General features: G+C 69.2%; 16 protein-coding genes. 15 read left to right on the plus strand and 1 reads right to left on the minus strand.

Going from position 1 to position 19,379, the window contains the following annotated elements:
* The first annotated feature begins 36 nt into the window (after positions 1-36).
* The 6 genes from GOARA_RS16725 (at position 37) to GOARA_RS16750 (ending at position 5,939) form a co-directional block, all read left to right on the plus strand.
* A complete protein-coding gene (locus GOARA_RS16725; protein ID WP_007323608.1) occupies positions 37-846 on the plus strand; it encodes a F0F1 ATP synthase subunit delta in 810 nt (269 codons plus the stop codon).
* 76 nt (positions 847-922) lie between these two features.
* Positions 923-2,560: a F0F1 ATP synthase subunit alpha gene (gene atpA / locus GOARA_RS16730; protein ID WP_007323609.1), complete on the plus strand. Its 1,638-nt coding sequence runs from the start codon at positions 923-925 to the stop codon at positions 2,558-2,560.
* A 4-nt stretch (positions 2,561-2,564) separates the two neighbouring features.
* On the plus strand, positions 2,565-3,536 hold the full coding sequence (locus GOARA_RS16735; RefSeq protein ID WP_007323610.1) for a F0F1 ATP synthase subunit gamma: 972 nt from the start codon (positions 2,565-2,567) through the stop codon (positions 3,534-3,536).
* A gap of 32 nt (positions 3,537-3,568) precedes the next feature.
* The gene (atpD, locus tag GOARA_RS16740) at positions 3,569-5,017 is read left to right on the plus strand and encodes a F0F1 ATP synthase subunit beta (protein WP_007323611.1); all 1,449 of its coding nucleotides are present in this window, start codon (positions 3,569-3,571) and stop codon (positions 5,015-5,017) included.
* Positions 5,018-5,026: 9 nt separating this feature from the next.
* Positions 5,027-5,407: a F0F1 ATP synthase subunit epsilon gene (locus GOARA_RS16745; RefSeq protein WP_007323612.1), complete on the plus strand. Its 381-nt coding sequence runs from the start codon at positions 5,027-5,029 to the stop codon at positions 5,405-5,407.
* 28 nt (positions 5,408-5,435) lie between these two features.
* Positions 5,436-5,939 (plus strand): DUF2550 domain-containing protein, encoded by a 504-nt coding sequence (locus GOARA_RS16750; RefSeq protein ID WP_306302184.1) that lies wholly within the window; start codon positions 5,436-5,438, stop codon positions 5,937-5,939.
* 7 nt (positions 5,940-5,946) lie between these two features.
* Here GOARA_RS16750 and GOARA_RS16755 read toward each other — a convergent pair whose 3' ends face one another.
* Positions 5,947-6,540 (minus strand): cob(I)yrinic acid a,c-diamide adenosyltransferase, encoded by a 594-nt coding sequence (locus GOARA_RS16755; RefSeq protein ID WP_007323614.1) that lies wholly within the window; start codon positions 6,538-6,540, stop codon positions 5,947-5,949.
* A 30-nt stretch (positions 6,541-6,570) separates the two neighbouring features.
* On the opposite strand from GOARA_RS16755, the gene murA reads away from it, so the two are divergent.
* From murA to atzF, 9 genes are all read left to right on the plus strand, one after another.
* On the plus strand, positions 6,571-7,827 hold the full coding sequence (gene murA, locus GOARA_RS16760) for a UDP-N-acetylglucosamine 1-carboxyvinyltransferase (protein ID WP_040523840.1): 1,257 nt from the start codon (positions 6,571-6,573) through the stop codon (positions 7,825-7,827).
* A gap of 255 nt (positions 7,828-8,082) precedes the next feature.
* The gene (gene urtA, locus GOARA_RS16765; RefSeq protein WP_040523841.1) at positions 8,083-9,372 is read left to right on the plus strand and encodes an urea ABC transporter substrate-binding protein; all 1,290 of its coding nucleotides are present in this window, start codon (positions 8,083-8,085) and stop codon (positions 9,370-9,372) included.
* A 31-nt stretch (positions 9,373-9,403) separates the two neighbouring features.
* A complete protein-coding gene (urtB, locus tag GOARA_RS16770; protein ID WP_007323618.1) occupies positions 9,404-10,291 on the plus strand; it encodes an urea ABC transporter permease subunit UrtB in 888 nt (295 codons plus the stop codon).
* Entirely contained in the window at positions 10,291-11,403 is a 1,113-nt protein-coding gene (gene urtC, locus GOARA_RS16775; RefSeq protein ID WP_007323619.1) for an urea ABC transporter permease subunit UrtC, read from the plus strand. The genes urtB and urtC overlap by 1 nt, the downstream gene beginning before the upstream one ends.
* Before the next feature lie 59 nt (positions 11,404-11,462).
* Positions 11,463-12,227, plus strand: coding sequence for an urea ABC transporter ATP-binding protein UrtD (gene urtD / locus GOARA_RS16780; protein WP_050947336.1), 765 nt, complete (start codon positions 11,463-11,465; stop codon positions 12,225-12,227).
* A gap of 5 nt (positions 12,228-12,232) precedes the next feature.
* Positions 12,233-12,925 carry an urea ABC transporter ATP-binding subunit UrtE gene (gene urtE, locus GOARA_RS16785; RefSeq protein WP_007323621.1) on the plus strand — a complete coding sequence of 231 codons (693 nt, stop codon included), beginning with the start codon at positions 12,233-12,235 and terminating at the stop codon, positions 12,923-12,925.
* 10 nt (positions 12,926-12,935) lie between these two features.
* The gene (locus tag GOARA_RS16790; protein ID WP_007323622.1) at positions 12,936-13,628 is read left to right on the plus strand and encodes a GntR family transcriptional regulator; all 693 of its coding nucleotides are present in this window, start codon (positions 12,936-12,938) and stop codon (positions 13,626-13,628) included.
* A gap of 43 nt (positions 13,629-13,671) precedes the next feature.
* Positions 13,672-17,334 (plus strand): urea carboxylase, encoded by a 3,663-nt coding sequence (uca, locus tag GOARA_RS16795; protein WP_007323623.1) that lies wholly within the window; start codon positions 13,672-13,674, stop codon positions 17,332-17,334.
* A complete protein-coding gene (atzF, locus tag GOARA_RS16800) occupies positions 17,334-19,064 on the plus strand; it encodes an allophanate hydrolase (RefSeq protein ID WP_007323624.1) in 1,731 nt (576 codons plus the stop codon). Before uca ends, atzF begins: the two co-directional genes overlap by 1 nt.
* The last annotated feature ends 315 nt before the right edge of the window (positions 19,065-19,379 follow it).

The raw sequence follows: 19,379 nt of genomic DNA on the forward strand, positions 1-19,379 counted from the left end.
GGCCGGCGCGTCAACGAGACAGGAACGAAGAGGTAGATGTACGCAGCATCAAGTCGCGAAGCCCTCGCCAGGGCCCGCAGTGTGCTCGAGTCGGCGGTCGACTCCGCCGACAGCGGCGCAACGACCGGTGACGAGCTGCTCGCGGTGTCGCGTCTGCTCGAAGGGAACCGGGCGCTGGTGTCCGCGCTCTCCGAGGCGGCGGTTCCGCCCGCCGAGCGCGGCGAGGTCGCCCGAACGATTCTCGCGGGCAAAGTCGGCGAGCCCACCCGAGACGTCGTCGCGGCGGTCGCAGGCGGAGAGTGGTCTACCTCAGCGGACCTGGTGTCGGGGGTGCACGACCTCGGGGTCGAGGCGCTGCTGCGCTCGGCCGCGGCGGCCGGGAACGGTGACGCCGTCGAGGACGAGCTGTTCCGGCTGGGTCGCATCGTGACCAGCGATCCCGAACTGGAGCAGGCACTGTCGGACCGGGCGCGCAGCACCGCCGACCGGGCCGAACTGCTCCGTTCCCTGATCGCGGGCAAGGTCAACCCGGTTACCGAGAAGCTGGCCGTCGACGCGGTCGAGCGGGCCAGGCAGGCGCCGGGCGACGCGCTCGCCGCGCTGGCCGATTCGGCAGCGGCGATCGACGGGCGGCGCGTCGCGCACGTGCGTGCCGCCGCGGCGCTCAGCGACGAACAGCAGGCCAAGCTGGCCTCCGATCTCGAGGCAGACCTCGGGTCGCCGGTCACCCTTCACGTCGATGTGGACCCCGCCCTCCTCGGCGGTGTGGTGGTCCGGGTCGGCGACGAGCAGATCGACGGCAGCGTTGCCGGCCGGTTCGCGGCAGTCCGCCGCGGGCTGCGGTAGCGCGACGCCCTGACACAAGTCCACAAACGCAAACCTTGATCGAGACCCGATCACCAGAGCCAGGAAGAGTAAGCACATGGCGGAGTTGACCATCTCCTCCGATGAGATTCGGAGCGCGCTCAGCAGTTACACCAAGGAGGTGGACACGAAGGCCACCCGCGAAGAGGTGGGCACTGTCGTGGACACCGGCGACGGCATCGCCCACGTGAGCGGGTTGCCCGGAGCCATGGCCAACGAGCTGCTGGAATTCCCCGGCGGCATCCGCGGCGTGGCCCTGAACCTCGACCTCGACGAGGTCGGCGCCGTCATCCTCGGTGACTACGAGAACATCGAGGAGGGCCAGGAGGTCAAGCGGACCGGCAACGTGCTTTCGGTGCCGGTCGGCGACAACTTCCTCGGCCGCGTCATCGACCCGCTCGGCGCCCCGATCGACGGCCTCGGCCCGATCGAGGCCGAGGCGGATCGCGTCCTCGAACTTCAGGCCGCCTCCGTGCTCGAGCGCCAGCCGGTCGAGGAGTCGCTCGCGACCGGTATCAAGGCGATCGACGCGATGACGGCCATCGGCCGCGGCCAGCGCCAGCTGGTCATCGGCGACCGCAAGACCGGCAAGACCGCGGTCTGCATCGACGCGATCCTGAACCAGAAGGACAACTGGAAGACCGGCGACCCGGACAAGCAGGTCCGCTGCATCTACGTCGCGATCGGCCAGAAGGGCTCCACCATCGCGGGCGTCAAGACCGCCCTCGAAGAGGCCGGCGCGCTGGAGTACACGACCATCGTCGCGGCCCCCGCGTCCGACTCGGCCGGCTTCAAGTGGCTCGCGCCCTACACCGGTTCGGCCCTCGGCCAGCACTGGATGTACGCGGGCAAGCACGTTCTGATCGTGTTCGACGATCTGTCGAAGCAGGCCGAGGCCTACCGCGCGATCTCGCTGCTGCTGCGCCGCCCGCCGGGCCGCGAAGCCTACCCGGGCGACGTCTTCTACTTGCACTCGCGCCTGCTGGAGCGTTGTGCGAAGCTTTCCGACGAGATGGGCGGCGGTTCGATGACCGGCCTGCCGATCATCGAGACCAAGGCCAACGACGTGTCGGCGTTCATCCCGACCAACGTCATCTCGATCACCGACGGCCAGGTCTTCCTGGAGTCGGACCTGTTCAACAAGGGCGTGCGCCCCGCGATCAACGTCGGCATCTCGGTGTCGCGCGTCGGCGGTGCGGCCCAGACCAAGGGCCTCAAGAAGGTGTCGGGCTCGCTGCGCCTGGAACTGGCGCAGTACCGCGAGCTGGAGGCCTTCTCGGCCTTCGCCTCCGACCTCGACGCCGCGTCGAAGGCGCAGCTGGAGCGCGGCGCCCGCTGGGTGGAGCTGCTCAAGCAGGACCAGTACAGCCCGGTGTCGGTCGAAGACCAGATCGTGTCGCTGTACCTCTGCGGTGAGGGCTTCATGGACTCCGTCCCGGTCGCCGACATCCGCCGCTTCGAGGCCGAGTTGCTGGCCGACCTGCACCACAGCGCGGCGAGCGTCTACAAGAGCATCGCCGGCGGCGGTGCGCTCAGCGACGACGACATCGAGGTGCTGACCAAGGCGACGAACAACTTCAAGGAGGGCTTCGTCGCCAGCGACGGAACCCGCGTCGTCAACGATCCGGAGGCCCCGGCCCTCGACGCCGATGAAGTCGAGCCCGAGACCATCCGGGTGACCAAGAAGAAGAAGTAGGGCAATGGCAACCATTCGGGAGCTGCGCTCGCGGATCCGGTCGATCCAGTCGACCAAGAAGATCACCAAGGCGCAGGAACTGATCGCGACCTCGCGGATCACCAAGGCGCAAGCCCGGGTGGCCGCGGCGCGGCCGTACGCGCAGGAGATCACCAAGGTGGTCACCACGCTGGCGAGCGCCTCGGTGTCGCTGGACTCCCCGCTGCTCACGGCGCGGGAGAACCCGCGCCGGGCGGCGATCCTGGTCGTCACCTCCGACAGCGGTCAGTGCGGCGGCTACAACGCCAACGTGCTGCGCGAGACCGAGGAGCTCATCGCGCTGCTCCGCTCGGAAGGCAAAGAGCCGGTCCTCTACGTGATGGGCCGCAAGGGCGTCGGGTACTACAGCTTCCGCGACCGGCCGGTCGTTGCCAGCTGGACCGGGTTCTCCCAGCAGCCGGTGTTCGCCGACATCTCCGGTGCGATCAAGCACCTGGTGGACGCGTTCCTGGCCGGTTCGGACGAGAAGGTCGAGCTCGACGCCGACACGACGGGCAACGAGACCGTCGAGGTCGACGGCTACGACGAGCTGCACGTGGTCTACACGCGCTTCGTGTCGATGCTGACGCAGCGCCCGACGGTGCGTCGCATGGCCCCGATCGACGTCGAGTTCGAGATCGAGCAGTTCAACACCGGCGAGGACATCCTCGACACCGACACCGGCGCCGAGGTCGGCCCGGAGATCGAGTTCGAGCCGGAGGCCAAGGAGCTGCTGGACGCGCTGCTGCCGCGCTACGTCGCGTCGCGCATCTTCGCCGCGCTGCTCGATTCCGCCGCGTCGGAGAACGCGGCCCGCCGTACGGCTATGAAGGCGGCCACCGACAACGCGACCGAGCTCGAGAAGACCCTGTCCCGCCAGGCCAACCAGGCACGCCAAGCCCAGATCACGCAGGAGATCAGCGAGATCGTCGGCGGCGTCGAGGCACTGGCCCACTAAGACCCCACGACTACCGAGGAAAGAGAAACACCATGACCGCAGCAGTATCGGACAAGGCCGACGCGAAGTCGGGTGCCGGCGTGGGCCGCGTTGCCCGCGTCATCGGCCCCGTCGTCGACGTCGAGTTTCCGCGCGGCGCCATCCCCGACCTGTTCAACGCGCTGCATTGCGAGATCGCCCTCGAGGCAGTGGCCAAGACCCTGACCCTCGAGGTCGCCCAGCACCTCGGCGACAACGTCGTGCGCGCGGTCTCGATGCAGCCCACCGACGGCCTGGTCCGCGGTGCTGCCGTCTCCGACACCGGTAAGCCGATCTCGGTGCCGGTCGGCGACGTCGTCAAGGGCCACGTGTTCAACGCGCTGGGCGACTGCCTGGACGCGCCGGGCACCGGCCGCGACGGCGAGCAGTGGGGCATCCACCGCAAGCCGCCGGCGTTCGACCAGCTCGAGGGTAAGACCGAGATCCTGGAGACCGGTATCAAGGTCATCGACCTGCTGACCCCGTACGTGAAGGGCGGCAAGATCGGTCTGTTCGGTGGTGCCGGTGTCGGCAAGACCGTTCTGATCCAGGAGATGATCACCCGTATCGCCCGCGAGTTCTCCGGCACCTCGGTGTTCGCCGGCGTCGGCGAGCGCACCCGTGAGGGCACCGACCTCCACCTCGAGATGGAGGAGATGGGCGTGCTCCAGGACACCGCGCTCGTGTTCGGCCAGATGGACGAGCCGCCGGGGACGCGTATGCGCGTCGCCCTCTCGGCGCTGACCATGGCCGAGTACTTCCGCGACGTGCAGCACCAGGACGTGCTGCTGTTCATCGACAACATCTTCCGCTTCACCCAGGCCGGTTCCGAGGTGTCGACCCTGCTGGGCCGCATGCCTTCCGCGGTCGGTTACCAGCCGACGCTGGCCGACGAGATGGGTGAGCTGCAGGAGCGCATCACCTCGACGAAGGGTCGCTCGATCACCTCGCTGCAGGCGATCTACGTCCCCGCCGACGACTACACCGACCCGGCGCCGGCGACCACCTTCGCCCACCTGGATGCCACCACCGAGCTCTCGCGGCCGATCTCGCAGCTGGGTATCTACCCGGCCGTGGATCCGCTGACGTCGACCTCGCGCATCCTGGAAGCCTCGATCGTCGGCGACGAGCACTTCCGCGTCGCCAACGAGGTCAAGCGCATCCTGCAGAAGTACAAGGAGCTGCAGGACATCATCGCCATTCTGGGTATGGACGAGCTCTCCGAGGAGGACAAGGTCACCGTCGCGCGTGCGCGCCGCATCCAGAAGTTCCTCGGACAGAACTTCCTCGTCGCCGAGAAGTTCACCGGGCAGAAGGGTTCCGTGGTGCCGCTCGCCGACACCATCGAGGCTTTCGACCGCGTGTGCAAGGGCGAATTCGACCACCTGCCCGAGCAGGCCTTCAACAGCTGTGGCGGTCTGGACGACGTCGAGGCCGCAGCGGCCAAGATCGCCGGGAAGTAGCGGACGGCGATGGCGGACAAGAGCTTTCGGGTCGAGGTCGTCTCGGCCGACGAGCGCCTGTACTCCGGCGATGCGACCCTGCTCGTCGCGCAGACCACCGACGGCGAGGTCGGCATTCTCGCGGGCCACGCGCCTCTGCTCGGTCAGCTGACCGAGGGCGGGTACGTCGCGATCACCGAGGCCGGCGGCGAGCGCCGCGTGGCAGCGGTGACCGGCGGGTTCCTCTCGGTTGCCGCGGAGGTCGTCACGATCCTCGCGGAGACGGCCGAGTGGGCGCACACGGTCGACGTGGCGGCCGAGGAGGCGGCGCTGGAGTCCGCTGAGCCGGGCAGCGCCGCGCATCAACTCGCCAAGTCCCGACTCGCCGCTGCCGCCGCGCTGGCCAGGTAGCTGTGCTTTTCCGCCAATCGCCCGACAGGTGTCCGACACCTCTCGGGCGATTGGTGTTTTCGGCGCTTCCGTCGAGGAAGGCCGCGGGCCGATGATCATCGGCGTCATCGTGCTGGCCATCGCCCTGGTCGTCGCCACCGTGGTGGCCGCGGCCGCCGTCTACCGCCTGTCCGAGATGAGGCGCACGGGTACGCCGATCCTGTTGCGGCCGATTCCGGCCGCCGAGGATCAAGGGTGGCGGCACGGATCGGCTCACTACGGTGACAACACGCTCGTCTACTACCGGCTGGTGACGTTTTGGCGGGGACCGACGGTGACGTTGATCCGCAGCGCCATGACGGTGGTCGCGAAGCGGGAGCCGCGCGGCACCGAGCGCGAGATCCTCGACGGCATGGTGATCATCGAGTTGGCGCCGGGGGCCGACGGCGACGGCGGCGCCTACGAGTTGGGGATGCCGCCCGAGGCGCTGACCGCACTGCAGGCCTGGCTGGAATCCTCCCCGCCGCGACGGGCGCACCGCAGGTCGGCGTGAATCAGGCCTACTGAGACGACGGCCGCTCGCGGTCGCCGCCGGGGACCCACTTGACGTCGCCGGCCGGGCCGGCGGCGACACGGGCGAGGATGAACAGCAGGTCGGACAACCGGTTGAGGTACTTGGCTGGTAGCACCGACGTGTCCTCGGGATGCGCGTCGATCGCGGCCCAGGCCGACCGTTCGGCCCGGCGCACGATGGTGCGGGCGTTGTGCAGCAGGGCGGATCCGGGGCTGCCGCCGGGCAGGATGAACGAATCCAGGGCGGGCAGCTCCTCGCCGAACTCGTCGCACCACCGCTCCAAGGAGTCGATGTAGGACTGCTCGATCCGCAGCGGCGGGTACTTGGGGTCGGCGACCACCGGGGTCGACAGATCAGCTCCGGCGTCGAAGAGATCGTTCTGCACGGTCGTCAGCACGCTGCTGACCGCGGGGGCCAGGTCGCCCATGGTGAGCGCCATGCCCAGGGCCGCGTTGGCCTCGTCGCAATCGGCATAGGCGACCACACGCAGGTCGTTCTTCGCCACTCGGGAGAAGTCGGACAGTCCGGTGGTTCCGTCGTCGCCAGTCCTGGTGTAAATCCGGGTGAGGTGCACGGCCATGGCCTCAACGGTAGTGGATAAGCTACTGGGGTGAGTGATCGCTTTCTCGTGTCCGGCGGTGCCCGCCTCTCCGGTGAAGTACAGGTGACCGGCGCAAAGAACAGCGTGCTGAAGCTGATGGCTGCGGCATTGTTGGCGGAGGGCACCACCGTCCTGACCAATGCACCGGACATCGCCGACGTCCCGTTGATGGCCGATGTCCTCCGGGGACTCGGCGCCGACGTGACCGTCGACGGTGACGAGGTGACCATCGTCTCGCCCGCGATGCCCAGTCATCATGCCGATTTCGACGCGGTCAAGCAGTTCCGCGCTTCGGTCTGTGTCCTCGGCCCGTTGATGGCGCGATGCAGGCAAGCCGTGGTGGCGCTGCCGGGGGGCGACGCGATCGGGTCGCGCCCGCTCGATATGCACCAGGCCGGCCTGCGCGCGATGGGGGCGGAGAGTTCGATCGAGCACGGATGCGTCGTCGCCTCCGCCGAGCGGCTGACCGGTGCGCCCATCGCCCTGGAGTTCCCGTCCGTGGGCGCCACCGAGAACATCCTCATGGCCGCGGTGCTGGCCGACGGGGTCACGACCGTCGACAATGCCGCGCGGGAACCGGAGATCGTCGACCTGTGCGAGATGCTCGCCGAGATGGGCGCGCAGATCGACGGCGCCGGTACTTCGACGCTGACGGTCACCGGGGTCCCCGCGCTGCGGCCGACCGCGCACCGAGTCGTCGGCGACCGCATCGTCGGGGCGACGTGGGGGATCGCCGCGGCCATGACGCGAGGAGACGTCACCGTGCGGGGCGTCTTGCCCGAGCATCTCGCGCTGGTGCTGAACAAGCTCGTCGACGCCGGTGCGAAGGTCGACCGGTTCGACGACGGATTCCGCGTCCGGCAGGACGCGCGGCCCGAGGCCATCAACGTGTCGACGCTGCCGTATCCGGGATTCCCGACCGACCTGCAGCCGATGGTCATCGGCCTCGCAGCGATCGCCGACGGCATGTCCGTGGTCACCGAGAACGTCTTCGAAGCGCGGTTCCGCTTCGTCGAGGAGATGGTCCGCCTGGGCTCCGACGCCCGCACCGACGGCCACCACGCGGTCATCCGCGGCGTGGAACAGTTGTCGAGCGCTCCCGTCTGGTCGTCGGACATCCGCGCCGGGGCGGGTCTCGTGCTCGCCGGCCTGGTCGCCGACGGAGTCACCGAGGTGCACGATGTGGAGCACATCGATCGCGGATACCCCGATTTCGTCGCGCAGTTGCGCTCCTTGGGCGGGGAGATCGAGCGCGTCTCGGACTGACCCGGTCTCTGATACGCCGATTTCACGCATGGACACGGCGATTTCACGCTCGGACACAGCGCGGTAACACCGGCTCCGTAGCGTTGCCACTTGTATTCAGCGTTGTATACAAGTTCGGCGCCTGACGCCGATTTCCCAGTCACTCCGACATCTCATCTCTCGCGGGGCAGGAGAACCGACCAACTCTCCTGTGGTGATCTCGTGCACCCAGAACCGCGCCGATGAGGTCGGAACCGAGCGAGCGGAGACCGACCCATGACCATCAACGACTCTTACCACCCATCGTCGCGAGTCCGACGACGGGGACGGCCGGCCACGGTCTTCTCCGCCGCAGCACTCGCGACCGCGACCCTGCTGCTCGCGGCCTGTGGCAGTTCGGCAAGTGACTCGACCGGATCCTCGGCGGCCTCCTGCGGGGATACCTCCGGCGACCGGGTCAAAGTCGGTTCGCTGAACTCCTTGTCGGGCACGATGGCGATCTCCGAAGTGACGGTGCGCGATTCGATCAAGCTCGCGGTCGACGAGATCAACGGCGCGGGCGGAGTGCTCGGCAAGAAGATCGACGTGATCGGCGAGGACGGTGCCTCCGAACCGACGGTCTTCGCCGAGAAGGCCGAGAAGCTGATCAGCAACGACTGCGTCGCGGCCGTCTTCGGCGGCTGGACGTCGTCGAGTCGCAAGGCGATGCTGCCGGTGTTCGAGGACAAGAACGCGCTGCTGTACTACCCGGTCCAGTACGAGGGCCTGGAGTCGTCGAAGAACATCTTCTACACCGGCGCTACGACCAACCAGCAGATCGTGCCCGCGCTGGACTACCTGAAGGAGAAGGGCGTCAAGTCGCTGTACCTGGTGGGCAGCGACTACGTGTTCCCGCAAACGGCGAACCGGATCATCAAGTCCTACGCACAGGCGAACGGCATCGAGATCCTGGGCGAGGACTACACCCCGCTCGGCTCGACCGACTTCTCCACCATCGTCAACAAGGTGCGCACCAAGAACGCCGACGCGGTGTTCAACACGCTCAACGGTGATTCCAACGTCGCCTTCTTCCGCGAGTACAAGAACGTGGGTCTGACGGCCAAGGCCATGCCGGTCGTGTCGGTCTCCATCGCCGAGGAAGAGGTCGGCGGCATCGGCGTCGGCAACGTCGAGGGCCAGCTCACCGCCTGGAACTACTACCAGACCGTGGACGGCCCGAAGAACAAGGGATTCGTCGAGGCGTACAAGGCGCGCTACGGCGCCGACAAGCCGACGTCGGATCCGATGGAGGCGGCCTACGTCTCGGTCTACCTGTGGAAGCTCAGCGTCGAGAAGGCGAATTCGTTCGCCGTCGCCGACGTGCAGAAGGCGGCCGGCGGCGTCACCTTCGACGCCCCCGAAGGCACCGTCAGCATCGACGGGGACAACAACCACATCACCAAGACCGCGCGGATCGGCGAAATCCGTTCCGACGGGCTGATCCACACGGTGTGGGACTCGGGCAAGCCGATCTCGCCGGACCCGTACCTGAAGAACTACCCCTGGGCCGCGGGCCTCGGCGGCTGAGCACCGCAACCGACGACGACGGGAGCATCACGTGGACGTGGTGATCGGACAGACATTCACCGGCCTGAGCCTGGGGTCGATCCTGTTGCTGGCAGCGCTGGGCCTTTCGCTCACCTTCGGCCAGATGGGCGTCATCAACATGGCGCACGGGGCGTTCATCATGGCCGGGTCCTACACGGCCTACTCGGTCCAGAAGTATCTGATCGCCGACGCCGGTGTCTCGCTGCTGGTCTCGCTGGTCATCGGGTTCCTCGTCGGCGGGCTGATGGGCGCGCTGCTGGAAGTCACGCTGATCCAGCGGATGTACCACCGTCCGCTGGACACGCTGCTGGTGACGTTCGGAGTGGGGCTGATCCTGCAGCAGGCGGCACGCGACATCTTCGGTGCACCGGCGGTGCGCGTCGTGGCCCCGGAATGGCTGGACGGCGGCGTCGACATTCTCGGCGCCGTCGTCCCCAAGACGCGGATCTTCATCCTCGTCCTGGCGGTGGCCTGCGTGGTCGCGGTCGCGGTGACGATGCGATACACCGCCCTCGGCCGTCGCATCCGGGCCGTGGTGCAGAACCGCGACCTGGCGGAGACCAGCGGCGTGTCCAGTCGCGCCACCGACATCACCACGTTCTTCATCGGATCCGGGCTGGCCGGGGTCGCGGGTGTCGCGCTGACGCTGATCGGCGCCACCAGCGCCAACACCGGGATGAGCTATCTGATCGACGCCTTCCTGGTCGTGGTGATCGGCGGCCTCGGCCAGATCAGGGGTGCGGTGATCGCCGCGTTCGCGCTCGGATTGCTCAATTCGTTCATCGAGTACAGCACGACGGCGTCGGTGGCCAAGGTGATCGTCTTCGCGCTCATCGTCGTCTTCCTGCAGATCCGTCCGCAGGGCTTGTTCACCGTCGCCACGAGGAGTCTGACCTGATGCCGTCGCTCACCGCACTCTCGCTACCGGATCGCTGGCGGCCGTTCGCCGGCTTCGCGATCGCCGCGATCCTCCTGTTCGGCCTGGCGCCCGTCGTCCTGTCGGACTTCCGGCTCAACCTGCTGGCCAAGTTCCTGTGCTTCGGCATGGTGGCCGTTGGCATCGGCCTGGCCTGGGGACGGGGAGGAATGCTCACCCTGGGGCAGGGGGTGTTCTTCGGCCTGGGCGCCTACATCATGGCCATGCACCTGAAGCTGTCCGATGCCGCGCTGCGCGGCGACGCGGTACCGGATTTCATGCAGATCCAGGGCATCTCGTCGCTGCCGTCGTACTGGCGGCCGTTCGCCTCACCGGTGGTCACGGTCATCGCGATCCTGGTGCTGCCCGCCGCGCTGGCCGTGGTCCTCGGCCTCGGCGTGTTCCGCCGCCGGGTGAAAGGCGCGTATTTCGCGATCCTGTCCCAGGCGCTCGCCGCGGCGTTCGCGACGCTGCTGGTCGGACAGGCGTCGATCGGCGGCAGCAACGGGCTCAATCGGTTCCGGAGCTTCTTCGGCCTGGCGCTGAACGACCCGGTGAACAAGCGTCTGCTGTTCTTCATCGCGGCCGGGACCTTGCTGGTGATGGTCGCGCTGACCCGGCAGCTGATGAACAGCCGTTACGGCGAACTTCTCGTCGCGGTGCGCGACCAGGAAGAACGCGTGCGGTTCCTCGGCTACGACCCGGCGGTGGTCAAACTCGTCGCCTTCGCCGTAGCCGCACTCTTCGCCGGTGTCGCCGGAGCCATGTTCGTGCCGATCGTCGGGATCATCTCACCCGCCGACATCGGCATCGTGCCCTCCATCGCCTTTCTCATCGGCGTCGCGATCGGCGGGCGCACGACACTGTTGGGCCCGGTGCTCGGCGCCATCGCGGTGGCGTGGGCGCAGACGGGGCTCTCGGAGAACTTCCCGTCGGCGTGGGTGTACGCGCAGGGGCTGCTGTTCATCGTCGTGGTCGGCTTCTTCCCGGCCGGCCTGGCAGGCCTGGTGACCCTGATCCGCCGCCGCAGGCGACCTCCACCACCCGAACCCTCCGCCGACCTGGCGGTCACGACGGCAGGAGCGACACCGTGAACGAGACGACTACCCGGGGCGCCGAAGGGCGAGCGCCCGTCGTCGGCGGCAACGCCGGGATGAGCAGCGAGTACCTCCAGGTGCGCGGGCTCAGCGTGGAGTTCGACGGGTTCCGTGCGCTGTCGGACGTCGACCTGACCCTGATGCAGGGCGACCTGCGGTTCCTGATCGGGCCGAACGGCGCGGGCAAGACCACCTTCATCGACGCCGTGACGGGATTGGTTCCGGCGACCGGATCGGCGCAGAAGTCCGGTGTCGAACTCGTTGGCCGCAAGGTCCATCACATCGCGCGTCTCGGGGTGGGGCGGACCTTCCAGACCGCGAGCGTCTTCGAGGAACTGACGGTGACGCAGAACCTCGACATCGCCGCGGGCGCCGGCCGGTCCGCGTTGACCATGCTGCGGCGCCGACCGGCCACGATGCCGCAGGCGATCTCCGAAGCGCTGGAGACCACCGGCCTCGCCGATCTGCGGGACGCGCCCGCGGGCGTGTTGGCACACGGGCAGAAGCAATGGCTGGAGATCGGCATGCTGCTGGTGCAGAACGCCTCGGTGTTGCTGCTCGACGAACCGGTCGCGGGCATGAGCCACGAGGAGCGCGAGGAGACGGGCCAGCTGCTGCGCCGCATCGGCGGGGAACGCACCGTGGTCGTCGTCGAGCACGACATGGAATTCATGCGCCGGTTCGCCACGTCGGTGACCGTGCTGGCGGGCGGGCGGGTGCTGGCCGAGGGCACAGTGGCCGAAGTCCAGGCCAACCCCAAGGTCCAGGAGGTCTACCTCGGTAGCGCCACCGCGGCCGGGGCCGACGGGGAAGGGAAGTGACGGCCATGCTTCAGCTCATCGACATCCACGCCGGATACGGGCGCACCGAGGTCGTCCACGGCATCAGCCTGGACGTCCCGTCCGACGGCGTCGTCGCCGTCCTCGGGCACAACGGAGCGGGCAAGACGACGCTGCTGCGCACCGCGGTCGGCCTGCTGAAGGCCTCGACCGGAAAGGTGCTGCTGGACGGTGAGGACATCACCGCGATGCGGCCCAGCGCCCGCGTTGCCCGCGGCCTGGCTTACGTACCGCAGGGACAACAGAGCTTCGGCCACCTGACCACCGCCGAGAACCTCCAGGTGGTCGCCGACGGCCGTCGGCGAGGGAAGGAGCGGGTCGCGGAGTCACTCGACCTGTTCCCGGCCTTGCGCGGTCTGCTGGACCGGCGGGCCGGCCTGCTCTCGGGCGGTCAGCGCCAGCAGTTGGCGATCGCGCGGGCGCTCATCACCGGACCGCGCATCCTCGTGCTCGACGAGCCCACCGAAGGCATTCAGCCGTCGGTGGTGGCCGAGATAGAGAACACGATCACGTCGCTGACCGAGCGCGGCGACCTGGGCGTGCTGCTCGTCGAACAGCACATCGGGTTCGCCCTGGAGTCGGCGCAGACCTACCACGTCCTGGAAGCCGGGCGGGTGACGTCGTCCGGCGCCGGCGGCAAGGCGGCGCTGGCCGATGTCCGCCAGGCGCTGACGATCTGAGGAGGAAGCCATGGACGACCGCCGACCGTCGCGCAGCCACATCGTCTACCGCGCGTTGCGCGACGACCTGATGAACGGGGTGCTCTCCTACGAGGACCGGCTGGGGGAGGAGAAGCTCGCCGAGCGCTACGACGTCTCGCGCACCCCGGTGCGCGAGGCGCTGGCCCGGCTGCTGGCCGACGGCCTGGTGGAGCGGCGCGACTCGGGACTCTATCCCCACCGGCCGAGGCTGGACACGCTCAACGACTTCTACGAGGCGCGCACCATGCTCGAACTGGGCGCCATGGACCTGGTCGCCGCCGAGCCGGGACGACGGCACCGGGCCGACCTGCTGGCCCCGGAGGTGGCGAGGTGGAAAACGCTGCACCGACGCCCGCCGGAGCCCGACGCCGGCTTCGTCTCCGCGGACGAGCAGTTCCATCTCACGTTGCTCACCGCCGCGGGCAACGCGGCGCTCCCGGAGGCCCTCGCGCTGATCAACACGAGGATCCGGCCGGTTCGCATGTTCGACTACCTGACCCACGACCGCATGGTGGCGACGATCGGCGAGCACATCGCGATCGGCGAGGCCGCACTCGACGGCGACCTGGTCGTCGCACGGGACCTGCTGGTCGCCCACATCGGTGCGTCCAGAGAGGTGGTCGCGGCGCGGGCCGCCCAGGCCGCCGAGCTGGCCCAACTGGTCCGGGCGACCCGCGCCTAGCACCCCCGACCCCGATGTCCGACCGAATCACGAGGTGACCGCAGTGACCCCATTCGCAACCCCCGCAACCCCGCTCGACGGCGTGCCCGACCGGGTCCTGGTGGCCAATCGCGGCGAAATCGCGTGCCGCGTCATGGACACCGCGGCCCGGCTGGGTGTCGAGACCGTCGCGGTGTACTCCGACGCCGACGAGGCCGCCCGCCACGTCCGCATGGCGGACCGCGCGGTGCGCCTCGGGCCGGCCCCCGCCACCGAGTCCTATCTGCGAGCCGACGCGGTGATCGAGGCCGCGTTGGCCACCGGTGCCGACGTGATCCATCCCGGCTACGGCTTCCTCTCGGAGAACGCCGAATTCGCCGAGCAGGTGGCGGCCGCCGGGCTGTTTTTCGCCGGGCCGACGGCCGCGCAGATCCGGCTGTTCGGCGACAAGCACACCGCGCGCGCCGCCGCCGAAGCCGCCGGCGTGCCGCTGGTCGCCGGCAGCGGTCTGCTGGCCGATCTCGACGCCGCCACGGCGTCGGCGGCACAGATCGGCTATCCGGTCATGCTGAAGGCCGCCGGGGGCGGCGGCGGCATCGGCATGGCGGTCTGCGCCGACGCCGACGAACTGCGCACCGCCTTTCAGCGGGTCATCCGCATGGCGGAGAACAACTTCGGATCGTCGGCGGTCTACCTGGAGCGCTACGTCCAGCACGCCCGCCACGTCGAGGTGCAGATCTTCGGCGACGGTCGAGGGAGGATCGTCTCGCTCGGCACCCGCGACTGCAGCCTGCAGCGGCGCAACCAGAAGGTCATCGAGGAGGCACCGGCCCCCGGCTTGTCGTACCGCGTCGTCGAGTCGCTCGTCGAGTCCAGCCGCGAACTCCTCGGCGCTGTCGACTACCGGTCCGCCGGCACGGTCGAGTTCATCTACGACACCGAGCGCGGTGAAGCGTCCTTCCTCGAGGTCAACACCCGGCTGCAGGTCGAGCACCCGGTGACCGAGGAGGTCACCGGCGTCGATCTGGTCGAGTGGATGCTGCGCCTGGCGGCCGGCGACTCCGACTTCCTGGCCGCCGTGCCGGAACCGGGACCGCCGATCCGGGGACACGCTGTCGAGGCTCGCCTCTACGCCGAGGATCCGGGCTGCGACTATCGGCCCAGTGCTGGACTGCTGACCGGGGTGCGGATGCCGACGGCGCCGGCCCGGGTTGAGACGTGGGTGGAGACCGGCACCGAGGTCAGCCCGTACTACGACCCGCTGCTCGCGAAGGTGATCACCGCCGGGGACAGCCGCACGGAGGCGCTGCACCGGATGCGCTCGGCCCTCGACGGCACCCGGCTGTACGGGATCACCACCAACCTGCCGCAACTGCGCGCCGCCGTCACCAGCGCGCCGATGCTCGACGCCCGCCACACCACCGCGACGCTGAAATCGCTCACCACGATCGCGCCCCGGATGGAGATCGTCCGCGCCGGTCTGTCGACCACCATCCAGGATCTGCCCGGGCGGCTCGGATTGTGGGATGTGGGCATCCCGCCGTCGGGTCCGTTCGACGACCTGTCATTCGCGCTGGCCAACCGCGGGGTCGGCAACCCGGTCGGGGAGAACGCGCTCGAAGCCACCCTGCTGGGCCCGGGCATCAGATTCACCGATGACGCGGTGGTCTGCGTGACAGGAGCCGACGCGCCGGTCACCGTCGACGGCGCCGCGGTGCCGATGTGGGAGCCGGTGACCGTTCCCGGCGGATCGATCCTGGAGATCGGTGCGCCGCGCGCCGCCGGGCTGCGGACCTACCTGGCCGTGCGCGGCGGCATCATGGCACCCGACTACCACGGCAGCGCGTCGACGTTCACGCTCGGCGGATTCGGGGGTGTGACCGGCCGTGCGATCGGCACCGGGGACATCCTCGGCATCAAACCGGATCGCGGAGGGCTCGACGTCCCGGCCGCCATCCCCCTCGTCGAACGCCCCGAGGTGGTGCACGACTGGGTCGTGGCGGTGGGCGAAGGGCCGCAGCCGGCGCCCGACTACTTCACGCGCGAGGATCTGGCGCAGTTCTACGAGGCCACCTGGACGGTGCAAGCGCACGCCAACCGCACCGGTCTGCGCCTGGAAGGGCCGAAGCCTACGTGGGCGCGCAGCGACGGCGGCGACGCCGGACTGCATCCGTCGAACCTGCACGACTGCCCCTACAGCGTCGGCGCGCTCAACCTCTCCGGCGACACCCCGATCCTGCTCGGCCCGGACGGTCCGAGTCTGGGCGGATTCGCATGTCCGTTGACGGTGATCTCGGCGCAGCGATGGAAGCTGGGGCAGATGAGGCCGGGCGACACCGTCCGGTTCGCGCCCGTCTCCGACCAGCGGGCGGACGCGTTGCGCGCCTCGGTCCCGCTGCGCGGGCGAAACGACCTCGGAGCGGAGCTGCTCGGCCGCCGCGAGACCGACGACGGCGTGCTCGGCCGCCGCGAGGGCGGGGACGGAACACCCGAAGTCAAATACCTGCGCGGCGGTGACGACAACGTGCTGGTCGAGTACGGGCCGATGGAGCTGGACCTGGGCATGCGGATGCGGGTCCAAGTGCTGCGCGACCGGCTGCAAGAGGCGTCGATCGCGGGTCTCGTGGACCTCACGCCGGGCGTGCGGTCGTTGCATGTGCACTTCCAGCCGGATCTGATCGACCAGCGCACCGTGGTGCGTCTCCTCGGCGAGATCGAGGACGGAATCGGGAACACCGCCGGTCTCCGGGTCGCGAGCAGGCGCGTGCACCTCCCGCTGTCTTTCGACGACCCGTCGATCCGTGCGGCGCTGGCCCGCTATCGGAGCGGGGTCCGGGAGGAAGCGCCGTGGCTGCCGTCGAACATCGAATTCATCCGCCGCATCAACGGACTGGATTCCGTGGACGAGGTGCGGCAGGTCATGTTCGACGCCGACTACCTCGTGCTCGGACTCGGCGACGTGTACCTCGGTGCGCCCCTGGCGGTTCCGCTCGATCCGCGGCACCGGCTGGTCACGACCAAGTACAACCCGGCCCGAACGTGGACGCCGGCCGACGCGGTCGGCATCGGCGGCAAGTACCTGTGCGTGTACGGCATGGAGTCGCCCGGCGGCTATCAGCTGGTCGGCCGCACGCTGCAGATCTGGTCGGGCTATCGGCAACAGCCGCCGTTCGAGGAAGGGCGCCCGTGGCTGCTGCGATACTTCGACCGGGTGAGCTGGTACCCGGTCTCGGCCGAGGAACTCTCCGACCTGCGCGCCGACATGGCGGCCGGCCGCTACGAGATGAAAACCGAGACGGGTGAGTTCGCCTATGCCGAACACCTGGCGTTCCTGGCCGACAACGCCGAGGACATCGCGGAGGTGGAGGAGCGGCGGCGCACGGCGTTCGACGCGGAACGCGTCCGCTGGGAGGAGTCCGGGGAGTTCGCGACCGAGTCGGCGCCGGAGGTCGAAGGCCTCGGCGGCGGGGCGGACACCGAGATCCCCGACGGGTGCCGGGCTATCACCGCCCCGATGATGTCGGGCGTGTGGCGGGTCGAAGTGGCCGAGGGGGACGTGGTCGACGCCGGCAGTCCGGTCGTCGCCCTGGAAGCGATGAAACTGGAGCTCCCGGTGCTGGCGGAGGCGTCCGGCATCGTGCGCAAGGTTATGGTCTCCGCAGGAGACCAGGTCGCCGCCGGCGCAGCGCTGGTGGCGATCGAGGAGCAGGAAGGACTGGGCGCGTAGTGATCGGATCGAATGGCTCGACCGTCGTCGAGAAGGTGCGGGAGGCGTACGCCAGGATCGCCGAATGCGACCGGCCGGAGGTGTGGATCAGCCTGCGCGCCGAGTCGGATGTGCTCACCCAGGCGGCCGATGTCGACGCCCGGGTCGCCCGGGGCGATGAGCTGCCGCTGGCCGGCGTGCTCGTCGGGGTGAAGGACAACATCGACGTCGGCGGACTCGATACGACCTGCGCCTGCCCGGCGTTCGCGCGCGGTGCGGCGGCCGACGCGACGGTGGTGGCGCGGCTCACCGCGCTCGGCGCCGTGGTGCTCGGCAAGACCAACCTGGACCAGTTCGCCACCGGGCTGGTCGGTACGCGCAGCCCGTACGGCGCGGTGCGTCATTCGACGATGCCCGACCGCGTTTCCGGCGGGAGCAGTTCGGGATCGGCCGTCGCGGTCGCCCTGGGCATGGTCGACGTCGCGCTGGGAACCGACACCGCCGGATCGGGCCGGGTGCCCGCGGCGCTCAACGGGATCGTGGGCATCAAGCCGACCTTGGGCCTGGTCTCGACGGCCGGGGTCGTACCCGCGTGTCCCGACTTCGACGCGGTCACCGTGTTCGCGCGGGACATCGGTCTGGCCGGCCGCGTTGTCGCGGCGATGATCGGCGGTGATCCCGGTGATCCGAGGTCGCGGACCTGGCCCGCGGACACGCCGCAGTCCGCCCCGGCGTCGCCGACGGTCGCGGTGCCCGCCGAGGCCGACCTCGCGGCGCTGTCGCCCGGCTACCGGCAGGCCTTCGATGCCACGGTGGCCGCCTACTCCGCGGCCGGGGCCACGGTGGTGACGCTCGACATGGCCGATCTGCTCGACGCCGCCACGCTGCTGTACGACAGCGCACTCGTCGCGGAGCGGTATGCCGCCGTCGGCGAGTTCGTCGAGACTCACCCCGACGATGTCGACCCGGTGGTCGGGGCGATCGTGCGGGCCTCCGCCGACCAGCCCGCGCACCGATACGTCGACGACCGGACCGCGCTCGCGGTGACCGCGGCGACCTGGCGTGCGCGCTTCGCCGACGTCGACGCCCTGCTGTTGCCGACGACGACCGAACACCCGACTATCGCCGAGGTCGCCGCCGAGCCCGTGGCGATCAACCGGCGGATGGGAACGTTCACCAACTTCTGCAATCTGCTCGACCTGGCGGCCGTCGCGGTGCCGGGCGAACCGACCCCGCAGGGCGAGCCGTTCGGCGTGATGCTCGTAGGACCGGCGTTCGCCGACCAGGTCGTCCTGGATCTGGCCGCCCGGTTGACCGGCGAGCCGTCCCCGGTCGTGACCGGGGATTCGGGTGTCGAGCTGGTCGTCGTCGGTGCGCACATGCGGAGCCTCCCGCTGCACCACCAGCTGGTGGCGGCCCATGCGAGATTCCTCGGCGAGGTCGAGACGAGCGCCGCCTACCGCATGGTGGCGCTGGACTCGGTACCGCCGAAGCCGGGGCTCGTGCGCGTCGGAGGCGGTGACGGCGCGTCGTTGCCCGGCGAGCTGTATCGCATGTCGCCCGCGGCGCTCGGGTCGTTCCTGCACAACCTGCCCGCGCCGATGAGCCTGGGCAAGGTCGAACTCGCCGACGGCCGGTGGGTGACGGGATTCGTCTTCGACCGGGAGTCGGTGAGCGGCGCCACCGACGTCACGGAGCACGGCGGCTGGCGTGCCTACATGAACCCCGAAGTGGAGCGCTCCACGCGCTGAACTGGCCATATCCGCCGGACGATGCCGGTGTGGCGGACGTCACCGCACGGCGAGTTGACCTCCGCGACACCGTTGCGTAACTTCGTTCAAGTCAGCGCGCCACGGCGCCGCCGGCCAGCCCCGCGAGGGGCGAGCCGGAATATGGAGACCGGGTTCCGCGTTGATGTTCCTGACAGCCCAGTCCGATTCAACCGGCAAGTTCCGACTTGCCAGGTGAACTACGGCCTGTTAGGATGGGAGAGTTGCCCCGAATGAGGGTCAACAACCCAAAAACCCAGCTTGCTGGAAAGCGTCCCGGATGGGATGGCGCCGGTA

This window comes from Gordonia araii NBRC 100433, from assembly GCF_000241265.1.
Taxonomy (GTDB): Bacteria; Actinomycetota; Actinomycetes; order Mycobacteriales; family Mycobacteriaceae; genus Gordonia; species Gordonia araii.